Origin of the sequence: Mycolicibacterium monacense, from assembly GCF_010731575.1 — a bacterium.
In the GTDB taxonomy this organism is placed as follows: Bacteria; Actinomycetota; Actinomycetes; order Mycobacteriales; family Mycobacteriaceae; genus Mycobacterium; species Mycobacterium monacense.
The window spans coordinates 2,748,313-2,771,916 of sequence record NZ_AP022617.1 but is presented as its reverse complement, the minus strand read 5'-3'; the positions used below and the strand labels follow the sequence as shown (position 1 = coordinate 2,771,916).

Below are 23,604 nucleotides of genomic sequence, written 5' to 3'. Positions count from 1 at the left end.
CTGCACGGCCGGACGCGGGAATCACAGCGACTTCTTCAGCAGCGCCACCGTGTCGAGGTCCTGCAGCGCGGCCACCCCGCGGCGCAACCCCTCGTAGGCGATGTCCTCGTTCTGCATACCGCCCATCCCCGCGGTGATGAGCGCGGCGACGTAGGCGTAGAGCGCCGCCTGCCGGTACCGGTGCCACAGCTCCTCGCGGTCGAGGTCCGGGCCGCCCGCGGCCGCGAGCGCCCGGCGGTAGACGTCCAGCAGGTCGCGCTGGGCGTCCTGCCGGTCCGCCGGGGTGAGGCTGGTGACCAGCGTGTAGGCCAGTTCGCGGCTGGGGTGTCCGCGCCGGATCGCCTGCCAGTCGAGCAGGCCGGCGGCACCGTTGCGGAAGTAGAGGTTCCCGGGGTGGGCGTCGCCGTGCATGATCGTGTGCGGCGGTTCGTCGATCAGCCGTGCGGCGGCCCGGTAGTTCTCGTCGATGAAGCTGCCGTACTGCACCGGGATGTCGCTGTTCTGGGCGATCCGGCGGGCGGAGGTCTTCAGCAGGGTGCCGGTGAGCATCGACGTGTGGTCGGCCGACGGTGTGTACACCCAGTCGAACGGACCGGGCTGTCCTGGCGCGGACAGCCGCCCCCAGAACGTCGCGTGCAGCCGGGCCAACAGTTCCATCACGAGCGCCGCCTGATCGCGGTCCAACGGGTGGAGGGTGTCGGGGAACAGGCAGTCGTCGGCGGGCAGATCCTCGAGCACCAGCACGTAGCGGCCGGTGAGCCGGTCGAAGGCCGAAGCGTAGGCGGCCGGCGCCCCGTCCAACTCGGGCCGCAACTGACGGTAGAAGCGCACCTCGGTGTCGCCGAGGCGGCCGAGTTCACCCATCAGCCGCGTCGCCGCCGTCTCGGCGGGCAGCTTGACGAACACCGTGTCGGGGACATCCCGTCCGGTGAGTGCCAGTCGGGCCCGCGAGGACGTGCCCGCGTCACCGCCGAGAATCGAGACGGAGGTCACGGTGCGCTCCATCAGACCTGACAGGGTGCGCGCGTCGAGGTCACCGACCGAGCGCGGAAACGGTCGCAGTCCCCGCAGTACGGCGTCGGTCGCCACGCGTTGCACACCCCGGCCCAGGTGCGCGGCCAAGCCGACGGCTGGCGACATACTGAACGTCTTCGTCACCGGTGCGGGCCTCCTTGGGGCTCATGCTGTGAGGGCTGTTTACAGATTTGGTTCAGACTGTAAACCAGGTTCTGTTCCACGACCAAGAGGAGGGCGGATGGCCGGACCGTTGGACGGTGTGAAGGTCGTCGAACTGGGTGTATGGGTCGCCGCTCCCGCCACCGGTGGCATCCTCGCCGACTGGGGCGCGGATGTGGTGAAGGTCGAGCCGCCGTCGGGGGATCCCGCCCGGATGTTCGGCCGCATGCTCGGCATCGACGGGGGCGTGAACCCACCCTTCGAGATGGACAACCGGTCCAAGCGCAGTGTCGCGGTGGACCTGACCTCCGCGCCGGGGCGCGACGCCATCCGCGAACTCCTCTGTACCGCCGATGTTTTCGTGACCAACGTGCGGCCGTCCGCACTGCGCCGCCTCGGGCTGGACTTCGAGACGCTCGCCGCCGCCAACCCCCGGCTGGTCTACGGTCTGATCACCGGGTACGGGTCGGCCGGGCCGGACGCCGACCGCGCGGCGTACGACGTCGCCGCGTTCTGGGCGCGCGCCGGCCTGGCGCACCTGCTGACCCGACCGGGCGACGATCCGCCTTTCCAGCGGGGTGGGATGGGTGATCACTCGGTCGGCATGACGCTGGCGGCGGCGGTGTGCGCGGCGCTGGTGTCGCGTGCCCGCACGGGAGTCGGTCAGCTGGTGACGACCTCGCTTTACCGGCAGGGCGCCTACACGATCAGCTTCGACCTCAACACGTTCCTGCTCACCGGGCGTCAGATCGCCATCGGCCAACGGGAATCGATGGGCAACCCCTGTATGAACAACTACGCCGCGGGCGACGGGCGTCGGTTCTGGATCGTCGGGCTGGAGGGGGACCTGCACTGGCCCGCGCTGTGCCGCAGCGTCGGACGCCACGACTGGCTGACCGACGACCGGTTCGCCACCGGCCGCTCGCGCGCGGTCAACGCCCGCGAACTCATCGCCGAACTCGACTGGATCTTCGCCACCAGACCGCTGGCCGAGTGGGCGGAGATCTTCGCGGCGGAACCGGACCTGTTCTGGTCGCCGATCAACTCGCTGGAAGACGTCGTCGCCGACGACCAGTTCCACGCCGCCGGGGGCGCGGTGTACGTCCCCGACGGCGACGGGAGCATCCCGATGGTCGCCACACCCGCGGACTTCCACGGCACCCCGTGCGAGCCACGTTCTGTCGCACCCCGTCTCGGCGAACACACCGACGAGGTGCTGGCCGATCCGGGCTCGGCGTGGCGGTCGTGAACGCCTCAGGTGAGCCCCGCGGCGTGCCGTAGCTGCGCGAGGAAGTCCTCGCCGTCGTCGCTGCGCACCAGGTAGTGCGAGATCGCCACGCGCACGGCCGTGGACGCGGCCACCGTGGCGTCGGGCACCGACATACCGCGTTCCAACCGGTCGCGCATGCGCGGCAGGATGTGGGCGAGGCGCGCGATCACCTGTGCCGGTTCGATGTCGACCATGCGCAGACCCGGATACGACTGCTGGTATTCGACGATGATGCGCAGCGCGGCGTCGAGCCGCTGATCTGCGGGCAGGTTCGCGGCGGCCTCGGCGACGGCGCGTTCGTAGAGCGACCGTTCCCAGACCACGAACGCCGACAGCAGATCCTGCTTCGAGGGGAACCAGCGGTAGAGGGTGGGCCGGGACACGCGGGCCTGCGCGGCGACCTGAGACAGGCTCAACTTCGTCATCCCGTTGCGGCCGAGCACCTCAGCCGTCGCGGCCAGGATTCGCTCCCGGGTCCTGTTCCCGTCGCCCGTCACCGACGTCACCGGAATAGCTTTACAAATTTCGCGGCGACTGTCACGCTGAACCTCGTGACGTCCACATCTGCGGCGGCCCGCGAATACAGTTCGGTCGACATCACGTCTGCGTCGTTCTGGCAGCAGCCCTTCGCCGTCCGGGACAAGGTGTTCGCGCAGTTGCGCGCGGCCGACGGGCTGACCTGGCATCACCCGCTGTCGTCGCTGTTCCCCATGGAGGAGGACGGGTTCTGGGCGCTGACCCGGCGGGCCGACATCGCGTTCGTCAGCCAGCACCCGGAAGTGTTCACCTCCGCACAAGGGGTGTCGCTGGACCCGATGCCAGCGGAGGTGCAGCGGTTCGCCTCGTTCTTCCTGACGATGGACCCGCCGGAACACACGGTGTACCGGCGGCTGATCAGTTCGGCGTTCACCCCCCGCAACGTCCGGCGGATCGAACAACAGATCCACGACAACGCCGTCGCCGTCGTGGACGACCTCGTCGGAGCGGGTGAGATCGACTTCGTCGCAGCGTGTTCGGCGCGGTTGCCAATGCTGACCATCATGGAGATGCTCGGTGTGCCCGCCGCCGACCAGCCCGCGGTGGCGAAGGCCGCCGAGAAGCTGTTCTCGATGAGCGACGACGAGTACAGCAGCATCGAGGAGCGGGCGGCCGACACCGTCAACGAGATCATGCTGTTGTCGGCCACCGGTGTCGAACTGGCCAAGTTCCGCCGCAGTCACCCCGGCGACGATCTGATGACCAGCATCGTCAACGCCGAGGTCGACGGAAAACGGTTGACCGACGAGGAGATCGGCGCCTTCCTCATCCTGCTCGCCTCGGCCGGCAACGACACCACGAAGCAGACGACGACGCATGCGATGCTGGCGCTGACGGAGAACCCGGCGCAACGGGAATGGCTGATGGCCGACTTCGACGGCAGGATCGGCACCGCCGTCGAGGAATTCGTCCGGTGGTCGACACCGGTCCTCCAGTTCGCCCGGTTCGCCACCGCCGACACGGAGATCAACGGAGCGCCCGTGCGCGCCGGTGACAAGGTCGGGCTGTTCTACTGTTCGGCCAACCGTGACGAGGCGGTCTTCGAAGCCCCGCATGTCTTCGACCTGAGCCGGTCGCCGAATCCACATCTCGGATTCGGTGGCGGTGGCCCGCACTTCTGCCTCGGCAACCAGCTCGCCAAGACCGAACTACGGCACCTGTTCCGGGAACTGCTGACGCGACTGAACCATGTCGAGTTCGGCGAACCCGACCTGCTGTTCAGCACCTTCGTCCACGGCGTCAAACGGCTTCCGGCGGTCGTCCGCTGAGAAGGGAGAGGGCATGCGCGTCGAGGTCGACCTCGCCAAATGCACCGGGCACGGGATCTGCGAGTCGATCGCCGAGGATGTGTTCGAGGTGCAGGACGACGGCACGGTGACCATTCACGGCCCCGAGCGGCCCGCTGCCGACCGCGACCGGATGCGGCAGGCGGTCACCCAGTGTCCCGCTGCGGCACTGAGATTGACGGACTGAACGCTCAGCGCGGGTCGATGTCGTTGCGGAGTCGCTCGGCGGGGTAGGTGGCCGCCCCCGCGGCGCGGACCCGCTCGCCGAGTGCGCGGTCCGACGTCGCCACGACGATCTCGCCGGGATCGTCGGCCGCACGCACCATGCGGACGATCTCGTCGTCGGCCGAATTCGGCGCCGCTGCCGGCGCATGGGTGACGGTCACCGCATCGGAGAGAAGCGTTGGCGTCAAAGGCTTCTCGAAGACCACGCTCACCTCGGCGCCCTCGGCGACCGCCCAGCGCTCCAGCGCCAGGACCAAACCGGTCATGGCACCGCGGCGGTCACGCCACCACCCGTCCGGGCGGCAGCCGATGACGTTCATCCCGTCGACGATCCACCGCACCCGCTCAGCGTAGGCGCTAACGGGGCGGCCGCGGCCGCACCAGCACCGACTGCTGGATCGCGCCGACGGGTCCCGTCTGGTCGAAGAGCGTGCCGGTGGTGGTGCCGATTCCGTCGGGGCCGTAGCTGGTCTCGGCCCGGATGCCGATCCACCTGCCGTCGGGGATCCGGTGCACGTGCACGACGAGGTCGGTGTTGAGGAACGTCCACTGTCGGGGATCGAGTTTCGTGCCGATCCCGTTGGCGTCGTCGGCCACGGAGAACAACCGCTCGAGCGGTGTCATCGTCTCGCCCTTGACCAGGTCGACGGTGGGGGTGATCCACGATTCACCCGGCCCGTCGTTCAGCGGCCTGGTGAGCCAGCGCCAGTCGAGGCTGTGGACGTAGTTGCGGTCCCAGTCCTTGGCCATGTCGCGGCCGCGGGCCTCGGCCAGTGGGGGCAGCGCAGGCGCGCCCGCGTGCGCCACGCCGGTGGTGTCGAGCGTCTGCAGTCGCCATCCGCTCGCACGCGCCACCGGCCTCGGCGAACCGTCGGGTCCCGGAGCCGCCATCTGTGCGCTGACCAGTTCGATCTGCTTACCCGCGCGTTCCCGCTGGGCGCTGACCCACAGATCGCCCTCGGCCGGGACCGGACCCAGCAGATCGACCATCACGCGGCTGAGCCGGGTGTCGTCGCGGTGCTCACAGCGTTCCAGCGCCCGAACCAGCAGCGCGGACACCGGTGCGGCGTGCTGGATCGCCGCCGACCACGTGCTGCGCACCAGATCGGTGGCGACGAACCGCTCACCGCGCGAATCCTCGCCCACCAGTTCGTAATACGAATCCGACATCAGGGCAGCCCCGCTCCGGGTACATCGACGATCGTCGTGTCGACCCGTGAGCCCTTCGTGCCGATGAGCCGCTCCGGATAGGCGTCGGTGGCCGACACCAGGAACAGCATGCGCCGCTCCGGCCCGCCGAGCGCGCAGGCGATCGCCATGCGGTCGCCGATGTCGATGCGATCGGTCACCGCGCCGCCGTCGACCACGCGCTCGAACTGGTGGGCCAGCGTCATCGCGGTCCAGACGCCGCCCTCGGCATCGACCGCGATGCCGTCGGGCGGCCCGTCGAGCCCCTCGGCGAACGCCCGGCGGTCACCGAGACCGCCGTCGCCGTCGATGGTGAAGGCCGTCAGGCGCCGTCCGGTCGACTCGGCGACGATCAACGTCGCGCGGTCCTCGGTGATCGCCATCCCGTTGGGAAAGTCGAGCCCGTCGGCGACCACCGTTGCGGTGCCGTCGGTGTCGAGTCGGACGATGACCCCGTTCTCGCGCTGCTGCGACCCGATGTAGGCGCGGCCCGCATCGTCGACGACCATGTCGCCGAGGTTGGCGGGGACCATGTCACGCAGATCGGCGATCACCGTGACGGCGTCCCCGTCGTAACGCAGCACCTGCCTGCGTTCCACCGACGTGATGAGCAGGGAACCGTCCGGGCGGAAGCCGAGGCCCGACGGGGCGTGGCCCGGTAGCGCGAGGGTCGTCGTCGACCCGCTGAGGTCCACGGTGTGCACCGCCTCGCCGAACATGTCGGAGAACCACAGCAGCCCTTCGAACCACCGGGGCCCCTCCCCGAAGCAGAATCCGCCCGCCAGAAGTGTGGGCGCCGAGAGCCCGCTCTCGGCGATTTCCGGCGACGTCACATCACACCTTTACAAAACACGCCACAAGTGTCACGCTCCCTAGGTGCCACTGTCAACCACCTGCGGCGTTGGCGCGCCATGAAGAAGTACTACAGCCACACACTGCTCTATCTCCACGAGACGATCTCGTTGGGGTCGGGGCGAAGTGAAACGTTCCTCCCGGCGTTCTCCGCCGTCTACCACCCGATGATGGCGGACCTCGGTGCCCGGTTGTTCGCGATCTGGGAAAGCACGCCCTACAACGGGCACTGGCCCGCGGTCACCGTCATCTGGGAAATCGACGCCTTCGCCGACTACGCCCGCATCGGTAAGGCGCAGCGGGCGGGCGGCACCCACGCCGAGGCCGCCGCGGAGTGGTCGCGGTTCCTGGCGGAGATGGGCGCCTCGGGCGAAGGGCGGATCATGTACGCCGGCCGCAGCAACCGCACCCTCGCCGAACTCCAGGACGCCGGTTTCGGTGCGGGACTGGTGATCCAGGAGATCATGCAGACCAAACCCGGTCGTCAGGACGATTACATCCGCGAACTGGAACGCCTCTACGTGCCGTGGTCGGAGCGCACCGGCAAACGCTGGCTTGGATCGTTCATCACCACGTTCCGGTTCAACGAGGTCATCCACTACTGGGCCCTCGACGGGGAGTGGGACTGTTTCGCCGAGCACTACCCGTCGTGGAAAGACACCCCGCCTGCGGAGATCGTCACCTGGATGAGTGTCGCCCCGGCGTTGCGCGACGGCTGGGAGGACTCGATCCTGCAGGCTCTACCGCCGTCCCCGCTCCAGTGAACGACGCCCGGAAGAGCCCAGTGACGCAACAGTTCTCGTACGATCCATTCGATGCCGCCGTGATGGCCGACCCGCTGCCGTTCTACCGCACCCTGCGCGACGAACACCCGCTCTACTACGTGGACAAGTGGGACACCTACGCCCTCTCGCGGTTCGAGGACATCTGGCAGGTCCTCGAGGTCAACGACGGGACGTTCGTCGCCTCGGAGGGCACCCTGCCGTCGACCGCCGTGCTGGCCACCCACAACACCGGCCCCGTGCCGGATCCGCCCCTGTCGCCGATGCCGTTCCACGCCAACTACGACGCGCCCGTCTACACCGACGTGCGACGGTGCACCTCCGGTCCGTTCCGGCCGAGGTCGGTGAGCCGGCTGGCCGACCGGATCCGGGAACTGGCCAACGAACGGCTCGACGAACTGCTGCCGAAGGGACGGTTCGACCTCACCGCCGATTACGGCGGCATCGTCGCCGCATCCATGGTGTGCGAACTGATCGGGCTGCCAACCGAACTCGCCGCCGACGTACTGGCCACCGTCAACGCCGGCAGCCTCGCCCAGCCCGGCAGCGGCGTCGAGGTCGCCAATGCCCGGCCCGGCTATCTCGAGTACCTGACCCCGCTCGTCGCGCGTCGGCGCGCCGAACGCCGCGGCGACGACATGCCGATCGTCGACTCGCTGCTCGACTACCGCAAACCCGACGGGACCCCGCTGACCGACACCGAGGCGGCCGTGCAGATGCTCGGTGTCTTCATCGGCGGAACGGAGACGGTGCCGAAGATCGTGGCGCACGGGCTGTGGGAACTCTTCCGTCGCCCCGAGCAGCTGGCGCAGGTGCGCGCCGATCCGGCGGCCCATGTGCCGATGGCGCGCGAGGAGATGATCCGCTACTGCGCACCCGCGCAGTGGTTCGCGCGCACCGTGCGCAGGCCGTTCACGATCCACGGCACCACCATCGAACCCGGTCAGCGCATCATCACGCTGCTGGCGTCGGCCAACCGCGACGAGCGGGAGTACCCCGATCCCGACGAGTTCGTCTGGGACCGGCGCATCGAACGCCTGCTGGCGTTCGGGCGCGGGCAGCACTTCTGCCTCGGGGTGCACCTGGCCCGTCTCGAGATCGGCATCATGGTGACCGAATGGCTCAGGCGCGTGCCGGAATTCACCGTGGACGCCGAACGCGCGTCACGGCCCCCGTCGAGCTTCCAGTGGGGCTGGAACAGTGTCCCGGTGGAGGTCCAGGTGGAGGGCGTCTGACGTGTGGGCGTATCGCTTGGTGGCGCCGTACACCTTCGAGAAACTCGAGCTGCCCGCGCCGTCCGTCGAAGGACTGCGCGACGGGCAGGTACTGCTGCGGTTCCTGTCGGCGGGGATCTGCGGAAGTGATCTACCGGGCTTCCGCGGCGCCAAGGGGCGGCTGCCGTCGGACACCGGGGTCAGCGCCGCGGAGATGAACGGCTTCCCGATCCACGAAGTCGTGGGGGAGGTGGCCGGAAGCCGCCACCCCGCACATCGCCGCGGTGACCTGGTGGTCGGGTGGGCATCGGGTTTCGACGGCCTGATGGAGTTCGTCGTGGCCGACGGCGACGGGCTGGCCGCATACGATCCCGCGCTGCCGCCGCACCACGCCGTCGCACTGCAACCGCTGGCGTGCGTGCTGTACGCTGTCGAACAGCTCCCCGACCTCCGCGGCCACCACGTCGCGGTCATCGGCCAGGGTTCGATCGGGCTGCTGTTCTCCTACCTCGCGAAAGCGGCAGGGGCGCAGCACGTCACCGGTGTCGACCCCGTCGACCGCACCGCGGTGGGACCCGCGTTCGGCGTCGACACCGTCGTCCGTGCGACCAGCGACCGGTGGGTCAGCCATCTGGGCACCGACCGGCCCGACGTGGTGATCGAAGCCGTCGGCCATCAGGTGGCCACCCTCAACCACGCGATCGAAGCGGTCGCGTTCGGCGGAACCGTGTTCTATTTCGGAGTCGCCGACGACGACGCCTATCCGATCAGCATGCGGTTGATGCTGCGCAACAACCTCACCCTCAAATCCGGTGTGACGCTGGAACGCCGCCGGATGCTCGCGGCAGCCGACGAGTTCGCCCGCGCACACCCCGACCTGCTGCCCGCCTACGTCACCCACACCTTCGACGTCGACGACGTACAGGCGGCGTTCGAACTGGCATGCCGTCCGACACCCGGCCGCGTCAAGATCGCGATCACCCGATGACCGCCCGCAGCAGGCTTGCGGACGCCCTCGACACGGGCGGGCCGGTGTTCGGCGGCTGGGTCGTCGGCCCGACCGCGATCGGACCCGAGGCGTTCGCCACCGCCGGCTACGACTACGTCGGCATCGACTGTCAGCACGGCTATCTCGACGACGCGGATGCGGCCTCGATGCTGCGCCGCCTCGAGCACGTGCCGATCGCCACCGTCGTGCGGTTGCCCACCGCGGACGCCGCGCCGATCGGCCGGGTACTCGACGCCGGCGCCGATGCGGTGGTCATCGCCATGGTCGAGTCCGCAGACGAGGCGGCGGCAGCGGTCGCCGCCACCCGGTACCCGCCGGCCGGGGTGCGCAGTTTCGGACCCCTGCGGCCGAGTCTGGGGCACCACCCGGCCGACCTCGAGAGCAGGGTGAGTGTGTTCGCGATGATCGAGACCGCGCAGGGGGTTTCGGCGCTCGCCGACGTCTGCGCCGTACCCGGCCTGAGCGGTCTGTACGTCGGGCCCGCCGATCTGGCGATCTCGATGGGCTACGACCCGACGTCGGCGTGGCGCACGCCGGAGGTGCGCGACGCGATGTCGCACGTGGTCACCGCCGCGACCGGCGCAGGTCTGGTGGCCGGTGTGCACGCCGGTAACGGTGCGGTCGGAAACACCGCCGCCCACATGGGCTTCCGGATGATCACCCTCGCCTCGGAATCCCAGGCGCTGCGACGCGGTGCGACCGACCACCTCGCCGAGGCGAGAGCCGTCGAAGCCCGGCCACCGGAGTCCGCCGGGGGATACCGGTGAACCGGGTCGCGCTGGTCACCGGCGCGGCGCGCGGACAGGGCGCCGCGATCGTGGCGCGCCTGCACGCCGACGGGTACCGCGTGGCGGCCTGCGATGTGCTGATCGACGAACTGCGCACCGCCGTCGCCGATCTCGGTGACGACGTGCTGGCGATCGAGTTGGACGTCACCTCGGCGCAGCAGTGGGCAGCCGCCGTCGCGGACACCGTCGAGCGGTTCGGTGCGCTCACCGCGCTGGTCAACAACGCCGGTGTGCTGCACCGCGCGCCGATCGCCGACGAGACCCCGGCCGCCTTCGAGAACAGCTGGCGGGTGAACTGTCTGGGCCCGTTCCTGGGCATCCAGGCCGTGCTGGAGCACCTGAAGGCCGCCGACGGCGCGGCGATCGTCAACACGTGCAGCACAGGCGCGATACGGCCGTTCCCGCACCACGCCGCCTACGGGTCGGCCAAATGGGCGCTGCGCGGGCTGACCCAGGTCACCGCCGCCGAGCTCGCGGTCGACGGCATCCGGGTCAACGCCGTGTTCCCCGGACCCGTCGAGACACCGATGCTCGACCCGGACACCCAGACCCGCCTGGCGGCCAGGGCGGTACTCGGCCGGATCGGCAAACCGGTCGAGATCGCCGACGCCGTCGCGTTCCTGCTGTCGGACCAGGCGTCGTTCATCACCGGATCCGAACTGGTCGTCGACGGCGGCCAAACCCTGCAGATCGGATGAGAGCCTTGAGGAAATCTGCGGTGACGAAATCGCCGTCTGTCGGAATCATCGGCGCCGGCCCAGGCGGGCTGGCCCTCGGGATCTTCCTCGAGAAGGCCGGTTTCGACGATTTCACGATCTTCGACCGCGAGGACGGCGTCGGCGGCACCTGGCGCGTGAACACCTACCCGGGCCTGGCGTGCGACGTGAAATCCCATCTGTACTCGTACTCGTTCGACCTCAACGCGAACTGGTCGCGGTTGTGGTCGGCGCAACCGGAGATCCTCGACTACTTCGAGACCTGCGCCCGCCGTCACCGACTCGACAACCACCTGCGACTGCGGACCGAGATCGTCTCGGCCCGCTGGGACGCCGACTCCCGGAACTGGGAGCTGCGCACCGCCGCGGGCGAGTCGCACCGGTTCGACGTGGTGGTCTCCGCGGTGGGCATGTTCACCCGGCCGGTGATGCCGGATCTGGTGGAGGAGGAACCCTTCACCGGCGTGGTGATGCACACCGCCCGGTGGGACCATTCGGTGGATCTGACGGGGGCGCGGGTGGCCGTACTCGGTACGGGGTCCACTGCGGCGCAACTCCTTCCGGAGGTCGCCAAGGTCGCGTCGAAGGTGTATTCGGTGCAGCGCTCACCGACCTGGATCCTGCCCAAACCCGACCGCCCGTACACCGAGCGCGAGAAATGGCTCTTCGCCCACATCCCGCTGGCCAAACGGGTGTACCGGACCAGGCTGTGGCTGCGCAGCGAACGCAACATCTCCGTCATCGAGAACGGCAGCGACAAGACCCAGGAGTTCAAGGGCATCGCCACCCGCGTCCTGGAGGCGACGGTGCCGGACGAGGAGTTGCGGCGCAAGCTGACGCCCACACACCCGTTGGGCTGCAAGCGATTGGTGTTCGCCACCGATTACCTGCAGACGCTGACCCGACCACACGTCGAGGTGGTCTCCAGCGCGGCCCGGACGCTCCGGCAGCGGTCCCTGGTGACCGACGACGGCACCGAGCTGGACGTCGACGTGGTGCTGTGCGCCACCGGCTACGCCGCGGCCGACTACCTCGGCCAGATCGAGGTCACCGGCGAGGACGGCACGCTGCGGGACAGATGGCGCGACGGCGCCTACGCCTATCTCGGGATGGCGGTCCCGGGCTTCCCGAACTTCTTCATGCTCTACGGGCCGAACACGAACGTCGGATCCAACAGCGTGATCTTCATCCTCGAGGCTCAGGCCCACTACATCGTGCGCGCACTCGCCCACATGCGCCGCCGCCGGCGGTCGTACGTCGCCGTGCGGCCCCAGACCATGGTCGATTACATCGAGAAGATCGACACGTGGATGACGGGCACGGTGTGGACGACCCGGTGCAGCAACTACTTCCGGGCCGCCAACGGCCGGGTGGTCACCCAGTGGCCACGCAGCGCCCGCGCATTCTGGCTGATGACACGGCGATTCCGCCCCCGCGACTACACCTTCGACCCACCCGCACGCGTCCCGGCCATCGCCGTGCACACCCACACGATGGCCGACCGATGACCGACCACACGAGGAGTCACCACCGATGAGCCGGATCCCCAGTCCCCCCACCTCACGCCGCATCCAAGGTGTCATGGGTGCGCTCATGCTGATCGTCGGCGCCGCCGGAACGGTGGCGCCGCAGCGGCTGAGCAACACGCGGAACTCGGGTGCGGGTGCTGCCGAGCGCAACCACCTCACCCAGATGTACGCCATGCGTGAAGCAGCCATCGGCGCGATCCTGCTCAGCGGCGGTGGCGCCCGGTCTGCGTTGGGCGCCGTGATCGGCCTGACGGCGGTCGAGGTCGCCACGGGCGTTCGGTCACCCGCCCTGGACCGGCAGTCCCGGATCACCACAGCGGTCACCGCGTCGGTGTTCGGGGCCGCCGCGGCGTACGCACTGTCCGGCGCGGGCCCGCACCGAGGCCGCCCGCAGAAAGGACATTGAGCCATGGGTTACTCGGCGGCCGACGAATCGTTCACCCACCAACTGCCCCGGCCCTTCGACGAGGTGCACCATCCCGACTCCACCTGGTCGGACCGCTGCTACTTCTTCGCGGCATCGCCGGACGGTTCGATGCTGCTGGCGTCGGGCTACGGCAACAACCCGAACACCCGGTCCGGACTCGGCTACGTCAAGGTGACGCTGGCCGACGGCAGGCACTACGACCTGATGGCGGGCCGGCCGGTCGGCGGCGGTGAGCGCTCCGACGTCGGAGCCGGCCCGATGCGCTGGACCTGCGTCGAGCCGCTGAAGAAGTGGAAACTCGAGGTGGCGCCGAATGATTCGGGGATCAGCTGGGAGCTGTACTACGAGCCGACCGCCCCGATATGGGAGATGCTGCCGATGAAGGTGCACAACGCGGACGGCCGGGTGATCGCCGACATGTACCACATGAAGGAGCCAGGCACCTGGACCGGTTGGGTCGACATCGACGGCGAACGAATCTCGGTCGACGGTTTTCACGGCGGCCGCGACCGGACGTTCGGGGTGCGCGTGGCGGACGAGATCGACTTCTGGCTCTGGCTGGACGCGGGATTCGAGGACCGGGCCATCGAGGCATGGATCCTGGAAACCTCTGACGGCGGGGTCTCCTACGTCGACGGTGGGATCGTGCACAACGACGGGACGCTGTCGAAGCGTTTCGTGTCGATCGACCACGACGTGGAATTCGACGACGACCGCAAACGGCCGGCCCGCGCGAACCTGGTGTTCACCGACGAGGACGGCGAGACCTACCGCGTATCGGCCGAATCGCCGAACCAGCACGTGAACGCCTACTACGGTCTGCCCATGGCCAAGTGCCGACACGAGGATCTCGGGGACGGTGCGTATTTCATCCACTACCGATGGGATTCCACCGATCGCGACGAACTCGTCGAGACCGAGGACAAGGCCATGGCGATCGACCAGCTGATGCGGTTCGACTTCGACGGGCGCACCGGGTGGGGCGTCTTCGAGATCCTCATGGGCGGTAGGGCCTACGCACGCTATCCCAACTGGGCGCCGATGGACATGTCGTCGTTCACCCAGGACAAGACACCGGTTGACCGGCTGCCTGCCGACGCCGAACAGGGGAGTTGACGATGATGCACGACGACGGCGGGGTCGCCGAACGGCTCCGAGGATGGCTGCACAGCCGGCTTCCCGGCGCCGACGACGTGGTGGTCGAGGGCCTCGACCGCGTCACCTTCGGACACTCGGCGGAGATGATGGTGCTGACCATCGTCGTCCGGCGAGGCGCCGACGAGGAACGCCACGACGCGGTCCTGCGGTTGCGGCCGACGCCGCCTGCGCTGCTCGAACCCTACGATCTGCCGAGGCAGTACCGGATCCTGAAGGCGCTGGCCGACACCGCTGTTCGCGTCCCGCGGGTCATGTGGCTCGACGCGTCCGGTGAGGTCCTCGGCCGACCCTTCCTCATCATGGAGCGAGTCGCGGGGACGGTGTACGAGATGGACGTACCCCAGGGCGACGTCGTCACGCCCGCGCGGATCCGCCGGATGTGCGAAAGCCTCGCCGAACAACTCGCGGCCATCCACTCGGTGGACCTCGACGCCACCGGCCTGCGTGAGTTGGACGACCCGGCAACGCACCTCGAGCGCGAGATCGAGCACTGGGCCGGTGAGATGCACCGGGTGCAGCGCGGACCCCTGCCCGCACTCGAGCGGCTCCTGCAGACCCTCCGGGACACCGTGCCGGCACCGTCGCCCCGGGTGACCCTGGTGCACGGCGACGCCAAACCGGGGAACTTCGCGTTCGTCGGCGACGAGGTCAGCGCGGTCTTCGACTGGGAGATGACCACTGTCGGCGACCCGCTCACCGACATCGGCTGGATGGAACTGCTGTGCATGCAGCCGGTCGGCCTCACCAGCCACGAAAACGCCTTGAGCATCGACGATTTCATCGCGCACTACGAGGCGGTCAGCGGCATCACCGTCGAGAATCGACCCTGGTACCGCGCCTTCAATGCATACAAGATGGCGGTCATCTGCCTCATCGGTGCGATGCTGTTCGACGAGGGTCGCTCCGACGACATGAAGCTCGTCCTGGCCGCCGCCGGCGCGAACCTGCTGACCCAGGTCGGGCTGGCGGACCTGGGCGTCACCGAGCAGATCGAGGCCGGACCCGTGGACATCCGGCCCGAACGGCTCGCCGAGGTCACGTCACTCGAACCCACGGTGCCCTGAGGTCGGCGGCGTGACAGTGTCCGACGTCGCGGCTCGCCTGGACCCCGCCCTGCTGCGCTTCGCCGCCGCCCGTACCGACCTGTCCGCGGAGACGCTGCCCGCGGTGCGGCAATCACTCGACGGTCGGCGCGCCGAGGCGGCGGCGACGGTGGACACCACCGGTGTCGAGATCGACGACCGCACAGCTCGATTCGGGCATGCCTCGATCGGCGTCCGGATCTACCGCGGCGGCCCGTCACCGGCCCCGGCGGTGGTGTACTGCCATTCCGGCGCCTTCGTGCTGGGCAACCTGGACACCGATCACCGCCAGTGTGTCGAGTTCGCGCGCCGCGCGGCGTGCACCGTGGTCTCGGTCGACTACCGGCTCGCGCCCGAGCACCGGTACCCCGCCGCAGTCGACGATGCGCTGACGGGGCTGCGCTGGGTGGTGGCCAACGCCGTCGAGCTCCAGGTGGATCCGTCACGGGTCGCGGTCGCCGGCAGCAGCGCCGGGGGAGCGCTGGCCGCGCTGCTGGCGCAGGCGTCGGCGGCGGGCACCGCACCGCCCGTGGTGTTCCAGCTGCTGCACCAGCCGGTGCTCGACGACCGGCCCACACCGTCGCAGCGGGAGTTCGCCACCACTGCAGGCTTCGACGGTCCCGCCGTCGAGCAGATGTGGCGGCACTACCTTCCGCCCGGGACCGAGCCCGCCGGGATCGCACCCGCGCGCAGGGCCGATCTCACCGGGCTGCCGCCGGCGTTCGTCAGCTGCTCGGAACTCGACCCGCTGCGTGACGAAGCGCTGGACTATGCGCGGCGACTGGTCGGCGCCGGGGTGGCGACCGAACTCCACCTGTATCCGGGTACCTGCCACGGGTTCGATTCGCTGCTGCCGGACTGGGAGATCAGCAGACAACTGTTCGACCTGCAGGGCACCGCACTGCGGCGGGCCCTCCACCAGTGAGCGGCGGTCAGGCGGTGACGCGCAGCGCGTCGAGTTCCCGGGCGACCGCGGCGTGGTACCGATCGATGTTGGCGGGGTTGACGATACGGAAGAACCCGTCGGGCATCGGAGCGTCTTTGGGCGCCTCGATCGTCATCGTCCGGCGGAACAGCGTGATGTCGGCACCCGGCCGGGTGAATTCGTATTCGACGGTGATCCGGCCGTCCATACCGCCGTTGCCGTCACGATCGTGCCCGAGGCGCCCCACCGAGGTGAACACCCACCGGCGCGGGCGTACGGCCATCGCGAGCTGCCAGGTGAAGATCCGGTCGCTGTCGGGTCCGCCTTCCTCCCAGGTGTCGCCCACCTGCAGGGGCAGGTTCTCCAGCCGGCCGACGTAGCTGCTGCCGGGATAGGTCTTCGTCCAGTTCGCGGGATTGGTGACGAAGTCGTAGATCACCTCTGGCGCATGGGTGTAGGCGGTGTCCGAAGTGGTGGTGACGATGCCCAACAGCGTGTCCTCCTGTGCGGCGCCCACACCGGCGCGGTGCCTTTACCTTTACAGATGGTCGTCGGAATGTCACGCTTCGGGGATGGACTTCTCCGTTGTCGAACTGTCCGGGGAGGACCGCGCCTTCCAGCGCGAGCTCCGGGAGTTCCTGAGCACCGTGGTGACCGACGAGGTGCTGGCACGCGACCGGGAGACCGGTGAGAACTTCGACGAGGGCGTGCACCTGGCCCTGGGCGAGGCCGGGTACCTCGCCGCCGACTACCGCAGCGAGGCCGACGGCGGGTTCTCGGCGGTGCGCAGGCGCATCTGGGAACTGGAGATCGGCCGGGCGCACACCCCCTGGTTCCACTGGGGGACCACCGCGATGGTCGCGCACACGGTCGAACGGTTCGCCTCGTCGGAGTTGGCCGACGAGGTGCTGCCCGGCGTGCTGTCCGGCCGGTTGCGGTTGTGTCTGGGCTACACCGAACCCGAAGGCGGATCCGATGTGGCGACCTGCAAGACCAGGGCGGTGCGGGAGGCGGACGGATCGACGTGGATCATCAACGGCTCCAAGATGTTCACCTCCAACGCACACAACGCGCACTACGTCTTCCTGATCACCAACACCGACCCGGCCGCGCCGAAACACAAGAGCCTCACCATGTTCCTGGTTCCGCTCGACTCCCCGGGGGTGGAGATCCAGCCGCTGCGCACCGTCGACGGCGACCGGACGAACATCACCTACTACAGCGATGTCCGGATCAGCGACCGCTACCGCGTCGGCGACGTCAACGCCGGATGGTCCGTGCTACGCGGCGCCCTCGACGTCGAACACGGCACGGTGGAACGCGACGCCGAGGGCCTGCAGAAGATCGCGGTGATGACCGAACACATCACGTTGATGGCCGATGCGGTGGACGCGATCGCGGCGGCGCTCGCCACCCCGGACGCGGCGGGCCGCCGACCCCTCGACGACACCTCCGTGGCCTACCGGTTGGGCCGCGGGATCGCCCGCATGGAGGCGGCCATGAGCACCCCCGAGATGTTCGGTCGGGTCGCGATCGCCCAGACCATGCGGGACGTGTCGCCGGATCTGATGGACATCCTCGGGGCGGCCGGCGCGTTACCGGTGGACGCGGCGGGGGCCGCGGCCGGTGGGGGAGCCGAATACGTCTTCCGGCTCGCGGGGCCCACCGGCATCTACGGCGGCACGCTCGAGGTGTTCCGCAACATGATCGCCCAGCATGCGCTCGGCCTCGGACGGCCCCACTACTCGGCGCCGCGCTGAGGTCACAGCCGCGCGATCACCTGTTCGGCGAGTAGGTCGAGCGTCCGGTCGGAAGCGCGGTCGTGGGTGAACAGCACCACCTGGCGGAAGCCGATGTCCGCGAGTTCGTGAAGCCGGTCGACGATCGCCGGCGCGGTGCCGATCAGACCGCCGTCGTGCAGGCCGAATCCCGGCCCACCGAACCGTTTCTCGGCCACCCGGCGCACTTCGGGAAGCGACGCGTCGTCCGGGGCGAGCGCCATGACCGCCTCGACGGACATCACGATGGTGTCGGGGTCGCGGCCGAGGTCGGCGCACATCGCGCGCAACACGTCGGCCTTGTGCCGCAGTTCGCCGAGTGCGTAGGTCGGCACGTTCCACACGTCGGCGTAGCGGGCCACCAACGGCAGCGTGTACTTCTCGCCCACCCCGCCTACGACGATCGGCGGCCGGGTGCCGCCGGTCGGGCTCGGCGTGATCGGCATGTCGGACACCCGGAAATGCCTGCCCTGCAGATCGATTCGTCCCGCCTCGAACGCCTGCGTGACGATCTCCAGCGTCTCGGCGAGTCGCTCGGACCGTTCAGCGAACGTGCCCCATTCCAGGCCCGCCCTGCGGTGTTCGTCCTCGATCGACCCGCTGCCGATACCGAACTGGAACCGGCCCGCCGAGATGTGGTCGAGTGTCGTGGCCATCTTGGCGAGCAGGGCGGGGTGCCGGAACTGGTTGCACAGCACCATGTGTCCCACCCGCAGCCGCTCGGTACGCGCGAGCAGCGCGGTCGCCAGCGTCCATGCCTCCAATGACGGGTAGTCCGGCGCCCCGGGCCCGTAGAGGTGGTCGTACAGCCACAGCGATCCGATGCCGAGGGCCTCACAGCGCGTCGCGCGGTGCAGCATCTCCGCATAGGTGAACCCGATCTGCGGCACGTAGACACCGATGTCCAGATCCGACACGACCGGCACCCTCCCACCCGGCGAAAGTAGGCTTCGCCGTCGCGGAGAATCGTATTCTCATGACCGGGCCGGCACAACGTCCGGCGGCGACCTGCCCCAGGAGCGAGGAGCGCGATCTCAGATGAGCATGCACTTCACCATCACCCACCCGATGCACACCCATCCGTACAACCCCGAGTTGGTGACCGGTGACGGGGTGGCCGCGGTCGCGGTGGCGGCGGAGGCTGCCGGGTTCGCCGGTTTCGGGTTCACCGACCACCCGGCGCCCACCCAGCGCTGGCTCGACGCCGGCGGTCACGACGCGCTCGACCCGTTCGTCGCGATGGGTTACGCCGCGGCCCGCACCAGCACCCTGCGGCTGATCCCGAACATCGTGGTGCTGCCGTACCGCAACCCGTTCGTGGGTGGCGAAATCCGGTGCGACGCTGGACCTGTTGTCCGGCGGGCGATTCACCCTCGCCGTCGGCGTCGGCTACCTCAAACGGGAGTTCGCCGCGCTCGGCGTCGACTTCGACGAACGCGCCGACCTGTTCACCGAGGCGCTGTCGGTGATCCGGGCCGTGTGGACGTCCGACGAGGTCTCGTTCGAGGGCCGCCATTTCACCGCCAAAGGCATCACCGCCCATCCCCGGCCGGTCAGCACACCGCACCCCCCGATCTGGATCGGCGGCAACACCGCCGCGGCGCGCGCCCGCGCCGTGGCGTTCGGCGACGGCTGGTGTCCGTTCCCGGCGCCCGCGGTGCTGGCGCAGACCGCGCGCACCGCCGCCCTCGACTCGGTGGAGCGGCTCGGCGAGGCGATCGACGATCTGCGCCGGCGGTGCGACGCCGCTGGCCGCGATCCGGCCACGGTCGACGTCACGTTCACCAACCTCGGCGGCGGAGATCCGGGCGGCGCCGACTTCGACCCCGACCGCTACCTCGAGGGGGTGGCCGCGCTCGAACGGCTCGGCGTCACGTGGATCCAGGTCACCGTCCCCGGCGACAGCCTGGCCCACGCGTGCGAGACGATCGAGGAGTTCGGCAGGCGGGTCATCGCGCAGCGCTGAACGGCAGTGCGGCAGACACCTCCGCGCGGACCGGGTCGAAGCTGAAGAACCCTGCGATGGAACGGGTTTCGTCGAACTGCTGGTCGTAGGACCAGGCGACGTCATCCACCACCGCACCGTCTGCGCCGTCGATCGCCGCCGACCAGTACGTCGCCCAGCCCTTGTAGTTGCAGTAACTGGCGGTGTTGCTCGGGCGGAGCAGATCGACGCGGACGTGTCTCGGATCGACGTAGAGCACCGGCGACAGCGCGGTCTCGAACACCACGACCGTGTCGGCGGTGTCCACCAACACCGTGCCGGCGACGCTGACCCGCAGACGGCGATCGGTCGGCCGGCAGTCCACCCGGTGGTACGGGTTCGGGGGGTAGTGGACCAGTTCGCGACCCTCCTCGAACCACGTGTCCACCGAATCCCACGGCACGTAACCGTATCCGGGCGCCTCGGGCGCGGGCGTGTACGGCAGACCGCCGACGGCCTCGGGCCGGAACGCGTAGCTGAGCGGATGCCCGCGCCGGTGCACCATGACCACGTCCTCGGTGTCGATCACCGTGCGGCCCGCCGCCACCGCCACGACGCGCCGGGGGTGCGGTTCGGCGTACACCGTGCCGTCGGGCAGGGCCGGCGTGAACCATCCGGCGGGGTCGGCGCTGAGCGGACCGTGTCCGGCGGTGAGTGTCATCGCGGGCTCCTCGGGCGGTCGTCCGGTGGACCGCCAAACTACCGCGCGATCGTCGCACCGCGCCCGGGCAGGTCGAGTCGGCGGCAGCGCGGCGGCCGACGTGACACAGTGTGTGGGATTCTCGCGGGTTGGGCACAGTGACAGTGACGGCGACGAACGGGGTGACGGTGAAACGACTCAACGGCGTCGACGCGTTGATGCTGTACAGCGAGACGCCCGAGATCCACATGCACACGCTGAAGGTGGGCATCCTCGACGTGTCCGGGGTGTCCGGCGGATACAGCCGGGAGCTCGTGCGCAGCGTCGCGGCGCCGCGGCTGCAGGCGCTGCGCCCGCTGCGGCAGCAACTTGTCGAGATCCCCGGCCGCCTGCACCATCCGATGTGGGTCGAGAACCAGACCATCGACCTCGACTACCACCTGCGCCATCTCGAGATCGCCGCCCCGGGCGGGCGCCGCGAACTCGACGAGCTGATCGGCCGGATCGCCAGCACGCCACTGGACCGGTCGAAACCGCTGTGGGAGATGTACGTCGTCGAAGGGTTGGTGGGCGACCGCGTCGCGATCGTGCACAAGGTGCACCACGTGCTGGCCGACGGGGTGGCGTCGGCGAACCAGATGTCACAGGCCATCTCGCCGCGGGGGCCGCAGGTCGACGACGGGGATCCGGGCCCGCACCCCGGCCACACGTCGAGACGGCTGCTGCGCGCCGCGGGGGAGGACCACCTCCGCCAGATCGGCCGACTGCCCGCACTGGTACGGGACACCGCGGCGGGCGTGTCCCAGGTGTACCGCAAGGGCAGGGAGCGCGACACCAATCCCGATCTGGCCCGCAACTTCGCACCGCCGCGCAGCTTCCTCAACCACGTCGTCACCCCGGCCCGCCGGTTCGCCACCGCGCCGTTGGCGCTCGCCGACGCCAAGCACCTGGCCCGCACCCTCGGCGTCACGCTCAACGACATCGTGCTGGCCACCGCATCCGGCGCACTGCGCGAACTGCTGCTGCGCTACGACGGACATGCCGATGCGCCGCTGATCGCGGGTGTGCCGATCGCGTTCAACACCTCGCCGGATCGGTTGTCCGGCAACGAGTTCTCCTATATGACACCGTCACTGCCGGTGCACGTCGACGATCCGCTCGAGCGGGTGCGGCTGACGTCGGTGTCGACCCGGATCGCCAAGGAGAACCACCACCTCCTCGGCCCGACCCTCATCGCGTCGTGGCTGAACTACCTCCCGCCCCGCCTGGTCCCCCCGGTCTTCCGGCACCAGGCGCGGCGGCGCGACTCGAGCATGATCATGAACCTCACCATCTCCAACGTGCCGGGCCCGCGCGAACTCGGACTGGTCGCCGGCGCGTCCGTCGACGAGATCTACTCGGTCGGGCCGTTGGTCGTGGGCAGCGGCATGAACATCACGGTGTGGAGCTACGTCGACCAGTTGAGCATCTCCGTGCTCACCGACGATCAGACCCTCGACGACCCGCACGAGGCGACCGATGCGATGGTGCGGTCCTTCGCCGAGATCCGCACCGCCGCGGGCATCACCGCACCGCTGACCGATGTGCCCGCCGCGCTGCCGCTGGCCGCCGCCGCGCGGTCATGACGGAGGACCTCCGCGTCCGGTTGGCCGATCTGGTCGGGGCCGCCCATGTCAGCGCGGACCCCGACGTCCTGGCCGGCCGCTGCGTCGACTACACCGGCCGCTATCGCGGCACCGGGTCGCTGCTGGTGCGGCCCGGCTCGACCGACGAAGTGGCCGCGGTGCTGACTGCCTGCCGTGCGGCCGGCCGTTGTGTGACGGTGCAGGGCGGTCGCACGTCGCTGGTGGCGGGCACAGTCCCCGAACACGACGACGTGCTGCTGTCCACCGAGCGGTTGACCCGCCTGGGGGAGGTCGACACCACCGAACGGCGGATGCGTGCGGGCGCGGGTGCGACGCTGGCGGCGGTGCAACGGGCGGCGGCCGCCGCGGGTCTGGTGTTCGGCGTGGACCTCGCGGCGCGGGACACCGCGACGATCGGCGGCATGGCCTCCACCAACGCGGGCGGGCTGCGCACCGTGCGCTACGGCAACATGGGCGAACAGGTGCTGGGACTGGAGGTCGTGCTGCCGGACGGTTCGGTGCTCGTGCGGCACAGCGATGTTCGGCGTGACAACACCGGGTACGACCTCGCCGCGCTCATCGTCGGCGCCGAGGGCACCCTCGGCGTCATCACGGCGGTGGATCTGCGGCTGCATCCCCCTGCGCGGCACCGCATCACCGCACTGTGCGGGTTCTCCGACCTCGACGCGCTGACCCGCGCCGGCCGGATGTTCCGCGATGTGTCGGGTATCGCCGCGCTCGAACTCATCGACGCGCGCGCCGCCGCGCTGGCCGCCGAACACCTCGACACCCCGGTGCCGGTGGAGGGTGACTGGCTCCTGCTGGTGGAATTGGCCGCCGATGTCGATCCCACCGACGTGCTGGCCGACGCCCTGGCCGACGCCCCGCTGTGCGGTGAGCCGGCGGTGGGGGTCGACGCCGCCGCGGCCGGCCGGCTCTGGCAGGTCCGCGAGGTGGTCGCCGACGTCGTCGGCCTGTTCGGGCCACCGTTGAAATTCGATGTGTCGCTTCCGCTTTCGCAGATCGGCGCGTTCGCCGAGGAATCCGCGGCGCTGGTGCGCCGGCATGCAACGGACGCCGTGCCCGTGCTGTTCGGCCACGTCGGCGAGGGGAACCTGCACCTGAACGTCCTGCGCTGCACACCGGAGGCCGAACGCGATCTGTACGCGGCGATGATGGTGCTGATCGACGACCGGGGCGGCAACGTCAGTTCCGAACACGGGGTGGGCACCCGTAAGCGCGACTACCTCACGATGTCGCGCACCACGACCGACATCGCGACAATGCGCGCGATCAAGAGCGCACTCGACCCGGCCGGTTATCTCAACCCCGCGGTGTTGTTCGGCGACTGAATCGAGACTTTACAGATCCGCTCGATAGTGTCACGCTGGGGCAATCATCCGACGGTGAACG

At 69.4% G+C, this 23,604-nt stretch carries 24 protein-coding genes and 1 pseudogene; 17 read left to right on the top strand and 8 right to left on the bottom strand.

The window, feature by feature from the left end:
- Positions 1 to 21 precede the first annotated feature (21 nt).
- Positions 22 to 1,140 carry a phosphotransferase gene (locus G6N49_RS13295; RefSeq protein WP_049771785.1) on the bottom strand — a complete coding sequence of 373 codons (1,119 nt, stop codon included), beginning with the start codon at positions 1,138 to 1,140 and terminating at the stop codon, positions 22 to 24.
- 115 nt (positions 1,141 to 1,255) lie between these two features.
- On the opposite strand from G6N49_RS13295, the gene G6N49_RS13290 reads away from it, so the two are divergent.
- A complete protein-coding gene (locus G6N49_RS13290) occupies positions 1,256 to 2,425 on the top strand; it encodes a CaiB/BaiF CoA transferase family protein (protein ID WP_011855359.1) in 1,170 nt (389 codons plus the stop codon).
- A 5-nt stretch (positions 2,426 to 2,430) separates the two neighbouring features.
- Here G6N49_RS13290 and G6N49_RS13285 read toward each other — a convergent pair whose 3' ends face one another.
- Complete coding sequence (locus tag G6N49_RS13285) at positions 2,431 to 2,952, bottom strand: TetR/AcrR family transcriptional regulator (RefSeq protein ID WP_011855360.1); 522 nt, start codon at positions 2,950 to 2,952, stop codon at positions 2,431 to 2,433.
- A gap of 45 nt (positions 2,953 to 2,997) precedes the next feature.
- Here G6N49_RS13285 and G6N49_RS13280 point away from each other — a divergent pair, with 45 nt between their 5' ends.
- Positions 2,998 to 4,251, top strand: coding sequence for a cytochrome P450 (locus G6N49_RS13280; protein ID WP_011855361.1), 1,254 nt, complete (start codon positions 2,998 to 3,000; stop codon positions 4,249 to 4,251).
- Positions 4,252 to 4,264: 13 nt separating this feature from the next.
- Positions 4,265 to 4,456, top strand: a complete 192-nt coding sequence (locus G6N49_RS13275) for a ferredoxin (RefSeq protein WP_011559414.1) — start codon at positions 4,265 to 4,267, stop codon at positions 4,454 to 4,456.
- Between the two features lie 4 nt (positions 4,457 to 4,460).
- Here the strand turns inward: G6N49_RS13275 and G6N49_RS13270 are convergent, their stop codons facing one another.
- Genes G6N49_RS13270 through G6N49_RS13260 form a run of 3 tightly spaced genes read right to left on the bottom strand, consistent with a single transcriptional unit; the run spans position 4,461 to position 6,515 of the window.
- Positions 4,461 to 4,835: an NYN domain-containing protein gene (locus tag G6N49_RS13270; protein ID WP_011855362.1), complete on the bottom strand. Its 375-nt coding sequence runs from the start codon at positions 4,833 to 4,835 to the stop codon at positions 4,461 to 4,463.
- A gap of 16 nt (positions 4,836 to 4,851) precedes the next feature.
- On the bottom strand, positions 4,852 to 5,664 hold the full coding sequence (locus tag G6N49_RS13265) for a thioesterase family protein (RefSeq protein WP_083044609.1): 813 nt from the start codon (positions 5,662 to 5,664) through the stop codon (positions 4,852 to 4,854).
- Positions 5,664 to 6,515, bottom strand: coding sequence for an SMP-30/gluconolactonase/LRE family protein (locus tag G6N49_RS13260; RefSeq protein ID WP_011559417.1), 852 nt, complete (start codon positions 6,513 to 6,515; stop codon positions 5,664 to 5,666). The genes G6N49_RS13265 and G6N49_RS13260 overlap by 1 nt, the downstream gene beginning before the upstream one ends.
- Positions 6,516 to 6,593: 78 nt before the next feature.
- Here G6N49_RS13260 and G6N49_RS13255 point away from each other — a divergent pair, with 78 nt between their 5' ends.
- The 10 genes from G6N49_RS13255 to G6N49_RS13210 all read left to right on the top strand — a co-directional run bounded on the left by G6N49_RS13255 (position 6,594) and on the right by G6N49_RS13210 (position 16,164).
- Positions 6,594 to 7,298, top strand: coding sequence for a hypothetical protein (locus G6N49_RS13255; RefSeq protein WP_011855365.1), 705 nt, complete (start codon positions 6,594 to 6,596; stop codon positions 7,296 to 7,298).
- 20 nt (positions 7,299 to 7,318) lie between these two features.
- Complete coding sequence (locus G6N49_RS13250) at positions 7,319 to 8,551, top strand: cytochrome P450 (RefSeq protein ID WP_011855366.1); 1,233 nt, start codon at positions 7,319 to 7,321, stop codon at positions 8,549 to 8,551.
- A 1-nt stretch (position 8,552) separates the two neighbouring features.
- Positions 8,553 to 9,518, top strand: a complete 966-nt coding sequence (locus tag G6N49_RS13245) for a zinc-binding dehydrogenase (protein ID WP_011855367.1) — start codon at positions 8,553 to 8,555, stop codon at positions 9,516 to 9,518.
- Entirely contained in the window at positions 9,515 to 10,306 is a 792-nt protein-coding gene (locus tag G6N49_RS13240) for an HpcH/HpaI aldolase family protein (protein ID WP_011559421.1), read from the top strand. Before G6N49_RS13245 ends, G6N49_RS13240 begins: the two co-directional genes overlap by 4 nt.
- Entirely contained in the window at positions 10,303 to 11,025 is a 723-nt protein-coding gene (locus tag G6N49_RS13235; protein ID WP_011855368.1) for an SDR family NAD(P)-dependent oxidoreductase, read from the top strand. The genes G6N49_RS13240 and G6N49_RS13235 overlap by 4 nt, the downstream gene beginning before the upstream one ends.
- Positions 11,022 to 12,551, top strand: a complete 1,530-nt coding sequence (locus G6N49_RS13230) for a flavin-containing monooxygenase (protein WP_011855369.1) — start codon at positions 11,022 to 11,024, stop codon at positions 12,549 to 12,551. The genes G6N49_RS13235 and G6N49_RS13230 overlap by 4 nt, the downstream gene beginning before the upstream one ends.
- Before the next feature lie 73 nt (positions 12,552 to 12,624).
- Positions 12,625 to 12,978 carry a hypothetical protein gene (locus tag G6N49_RS13225; protein WP_235679517.1) on the top strand — a complete coding sequence of 118 codons (354 nt, stop codon included), beginning with the start codon at positions 12,625 to 12,627 and terminating at the stop codon, positions 12,976 to 12,978.
- Between the two features lie 3 nt (positions 12,979 to 12,981).
- Positions 12,982 to 14,115 (top strand): Rv3169 family protein, encoded by a 1,134-nt coding sequence (locus G6N49_RS13220; protein WP_083044607.1) that lies wholly within the window; start codon positions 12,982 to 12,984, stop codon positions 14,113 to 14,115.
- Between the two features lie 5 nt (positions 14,116 to 14,120).
- Entirely contained in the window at positions 14,121 to 15,221 is a 1,101-nt protein-coding gene (locus G6N49_RS13215) for a phosphotransferase family protein (RefSeq protein WP_083044623.1), read from the top strand.
- A 10-nt stretch (positions 15,222 to 15,231) separates the two neighbouring features.
- Positions 15,232 to 16,164: an alpha/beta hydrolase gene (locus G6N49_RS13210; protein ID WP_011855372.1), complete on the top strand. Its 933-nt coding sequence runs from the start codon at positions 15,232 to 15,234 to the stop codon at positions 16,162 to 16,164.
- A 7-nt stretch (positions 16,165 to 16,171) separates the two neighbouring features.
- Here the strand turns inward: G6N49_RS13210 and G6N49_RS13205 are convergent, their stop codons facing one another.
- Entirely contained in the window at positions 16,172 to 16,654 is a 483-nt protein-coding gene (locus G6N49_RS13205; protein WP_011855373.1) for an SRPBCC family protein, read from the bottom strand.
- 82 nt (positions 16,655 to 16,736) lie between these two features.
- Between G6N49_RS13205 and G6N49_RS13200 the strand changes: the two genes are divergently transcribed.
- On the top strand, positions 16,737 to 17,924 hold the full coding sequence (locus tag G6N49_RS13200; RefSeq protein WP_011855374.1) for an acyl-CoA dehydrogenase family protein: 1,188 nt from the start codon (positions 16,737 to 16,739) through the stop codon (positions 17,922 to 17,924).
- Between the two features lie 2 nt (positions 17,925 to 17,926).
- Here the strand turns inward: G6N49_RS13200 and G6N49_RS13195 are convergent, their stop codons facing one another.
- Positions 17,927 to 18,868: an LLM class flavin-dependent oxidoreductase gene (locus G6N49_RS13195; protein ID WP_083044606.1), complete on the bottom strand. Its 942-nt coding sequence runs from the start codon at positions 18,866 to 18,868 to the stop codon at positions 17,927 to 17,929.
- A 118-nt stretch (positions 18,869 to 18,986) separates the two neighbouring features.
- Here G6N49_RS13195 and G6N49_RS13190 point away from each other — a divergent pair.
- Positions 18,987 to 19,908, top strand: a pseudogene (locus G6N49_RS13190) (LLM class F420-dependent oxidoreductase).
- On the opposite strand, the gene G6N49_RS13185 reads toward G6N49_RS13190, so the two are convergent.
- The gene (locus G6N49_RS13185; protein WP_011855377.1) at positions 19,892 to 20,587 is read right to left on the bottom strand and encodes a DUF427 domain-containing protein; all 696 of its coding nucleotides are present in this window, start codon (positions 20,585 to 20,587) and stop codon (positions 19,892 to 19,894) included. The pseudogene G6N49_RS13190 and the gene G6N49_RS13185 overlap by 17 nt on opposite strands.
- A gap of 167 nt (positions 20,588 to 20,754) precedes the next feature.
- On the opposite strand from G6N49_RS13185, the gene G6N49_RS13180 reads away from it, so the two are divergent.
- Both G6N49_RS13180 and G6N49_RS13175 read left to right on the top strand, forming a co-directional pair.
- Positions 20,755 to 22,191 carry a WS/DGAT/MGAT family O-acyltransferase gene (locus tag G6N49_RS13180; protein ID WP_041310114.1) on the top strand — a complete coding sequence of 479 codons (1,437 nt, stop codon included), beginning with the start codon at positions 20,755 to 20,757 and terminating at the stop codon, positions 22,189 to 22,191.
- Positions 22,188 to 23,543 carry an FAD-binding oxidoreductase gene (locus G6N49_RS13175; RefSeq protein ID WP_011559433.1) on the top strand — a complete coding sequence of 452 codons (1,356 nt, stop codon included), beginning with the start codon at positions 22,188 to 22,190 and terminating at the stop codon, positions 23,541 to 23,543. Before G6N49_RS13180 ends, G6N49_RS13175 begins: the two co-directional genes overlap by 4 nt.
- Positions 23,544 to 23,604 lie beyond the last annotated feature (61 nt).

Coding starts and splice junctions, on each gene's coding strand:
- G6N49_RS13230 (WP_011855369.1), top strand. CDS start 11,022: ATGAGAGCCTTGAGGAAATCTGCGGTGACGAAATCGCCGTCTGTCGGA.
- G6N49_RS13240 (WP_011559421.1), top strand. CDS start 9,515: ATGACCGCCCGCAGCAGGCTTGCGGACGCCCTCGACACGGGCGGGCCG.
- G6N49_RS13265 (WP_083044609.1), bottom strand. CDS start 5,664: ATGTCGGATTCGTATTACGAACTGGTGGGCGAGGATTCGCGCGGTGAG.
- G6N49_RS13175 (WP_011559433.1), top strand. CDS start 22,188: ATGACGGAGGACCTCCGCGTCCGGTTGGCCGATCTGGTCGGGGCCGCC.
- G6N49_RS13275 (WP_011559414.1), top strand. CDS start 4,265: ATGCGCGTCGAGGTCGACCTCGCCAAATGCACCGGGCACGGGATCTGC.
- G6N49_RS13215 (WP_083044623.1), top strand. CDS start 14,121: ATGCACGACGACGGCGGGGTCGCCGAACGGCTCCGAGGATGGCTGCAC.
- G6N49_RS13255 (WP_011855365.1), top strand. CDS start 6,594: ATGAAGAAGTACTACAGCCACACACTGCTCTATCTCCACGAGACGATC.
- G6N49_RS13185 (WP_011855377.1), bottom strand. CDS start 20,587: ATGACACTCACCGCCGGACACGGTCCGCTCAGCGCCGACCCCGCCGGA.
- G6N49_RS13295 (WP_049771785.1), bottom strand. CDS start 1,140: ATGTCGCCAGCCGTCGGCTTGGCCGCGCACCTGGGCCGGGGTGTGCAA.
- G6N49_RS13220 (WP_083044607.1), top strand. CDS start 12,982: ATGGGTTACTCGGCGGCCGACGAATCGTTCACCCACCAACTGCCCCGG.
- G6N49_RS13225 (WP_235679517.1), top strand. CDS start 12,625: ATGGGTGCGCTCATGCTGATCGTCGGCGCCGCCGGAACGGTGGCGCCG.
- G6N49_RS13200 (WP_011855374.1), top strand. CDS start 16,737: ATGGACTTCTCCGTTGTCGAACTGTCCGGGGAGGACCGCGCCTTCCAG.
- G6N49_RS13290 (WP_011855359.1), top strand. CDS start 1,256: ATGGCCGGACCGTTGGACGGTGTGAAGGTCGTCGAACTGGGTGTATGG.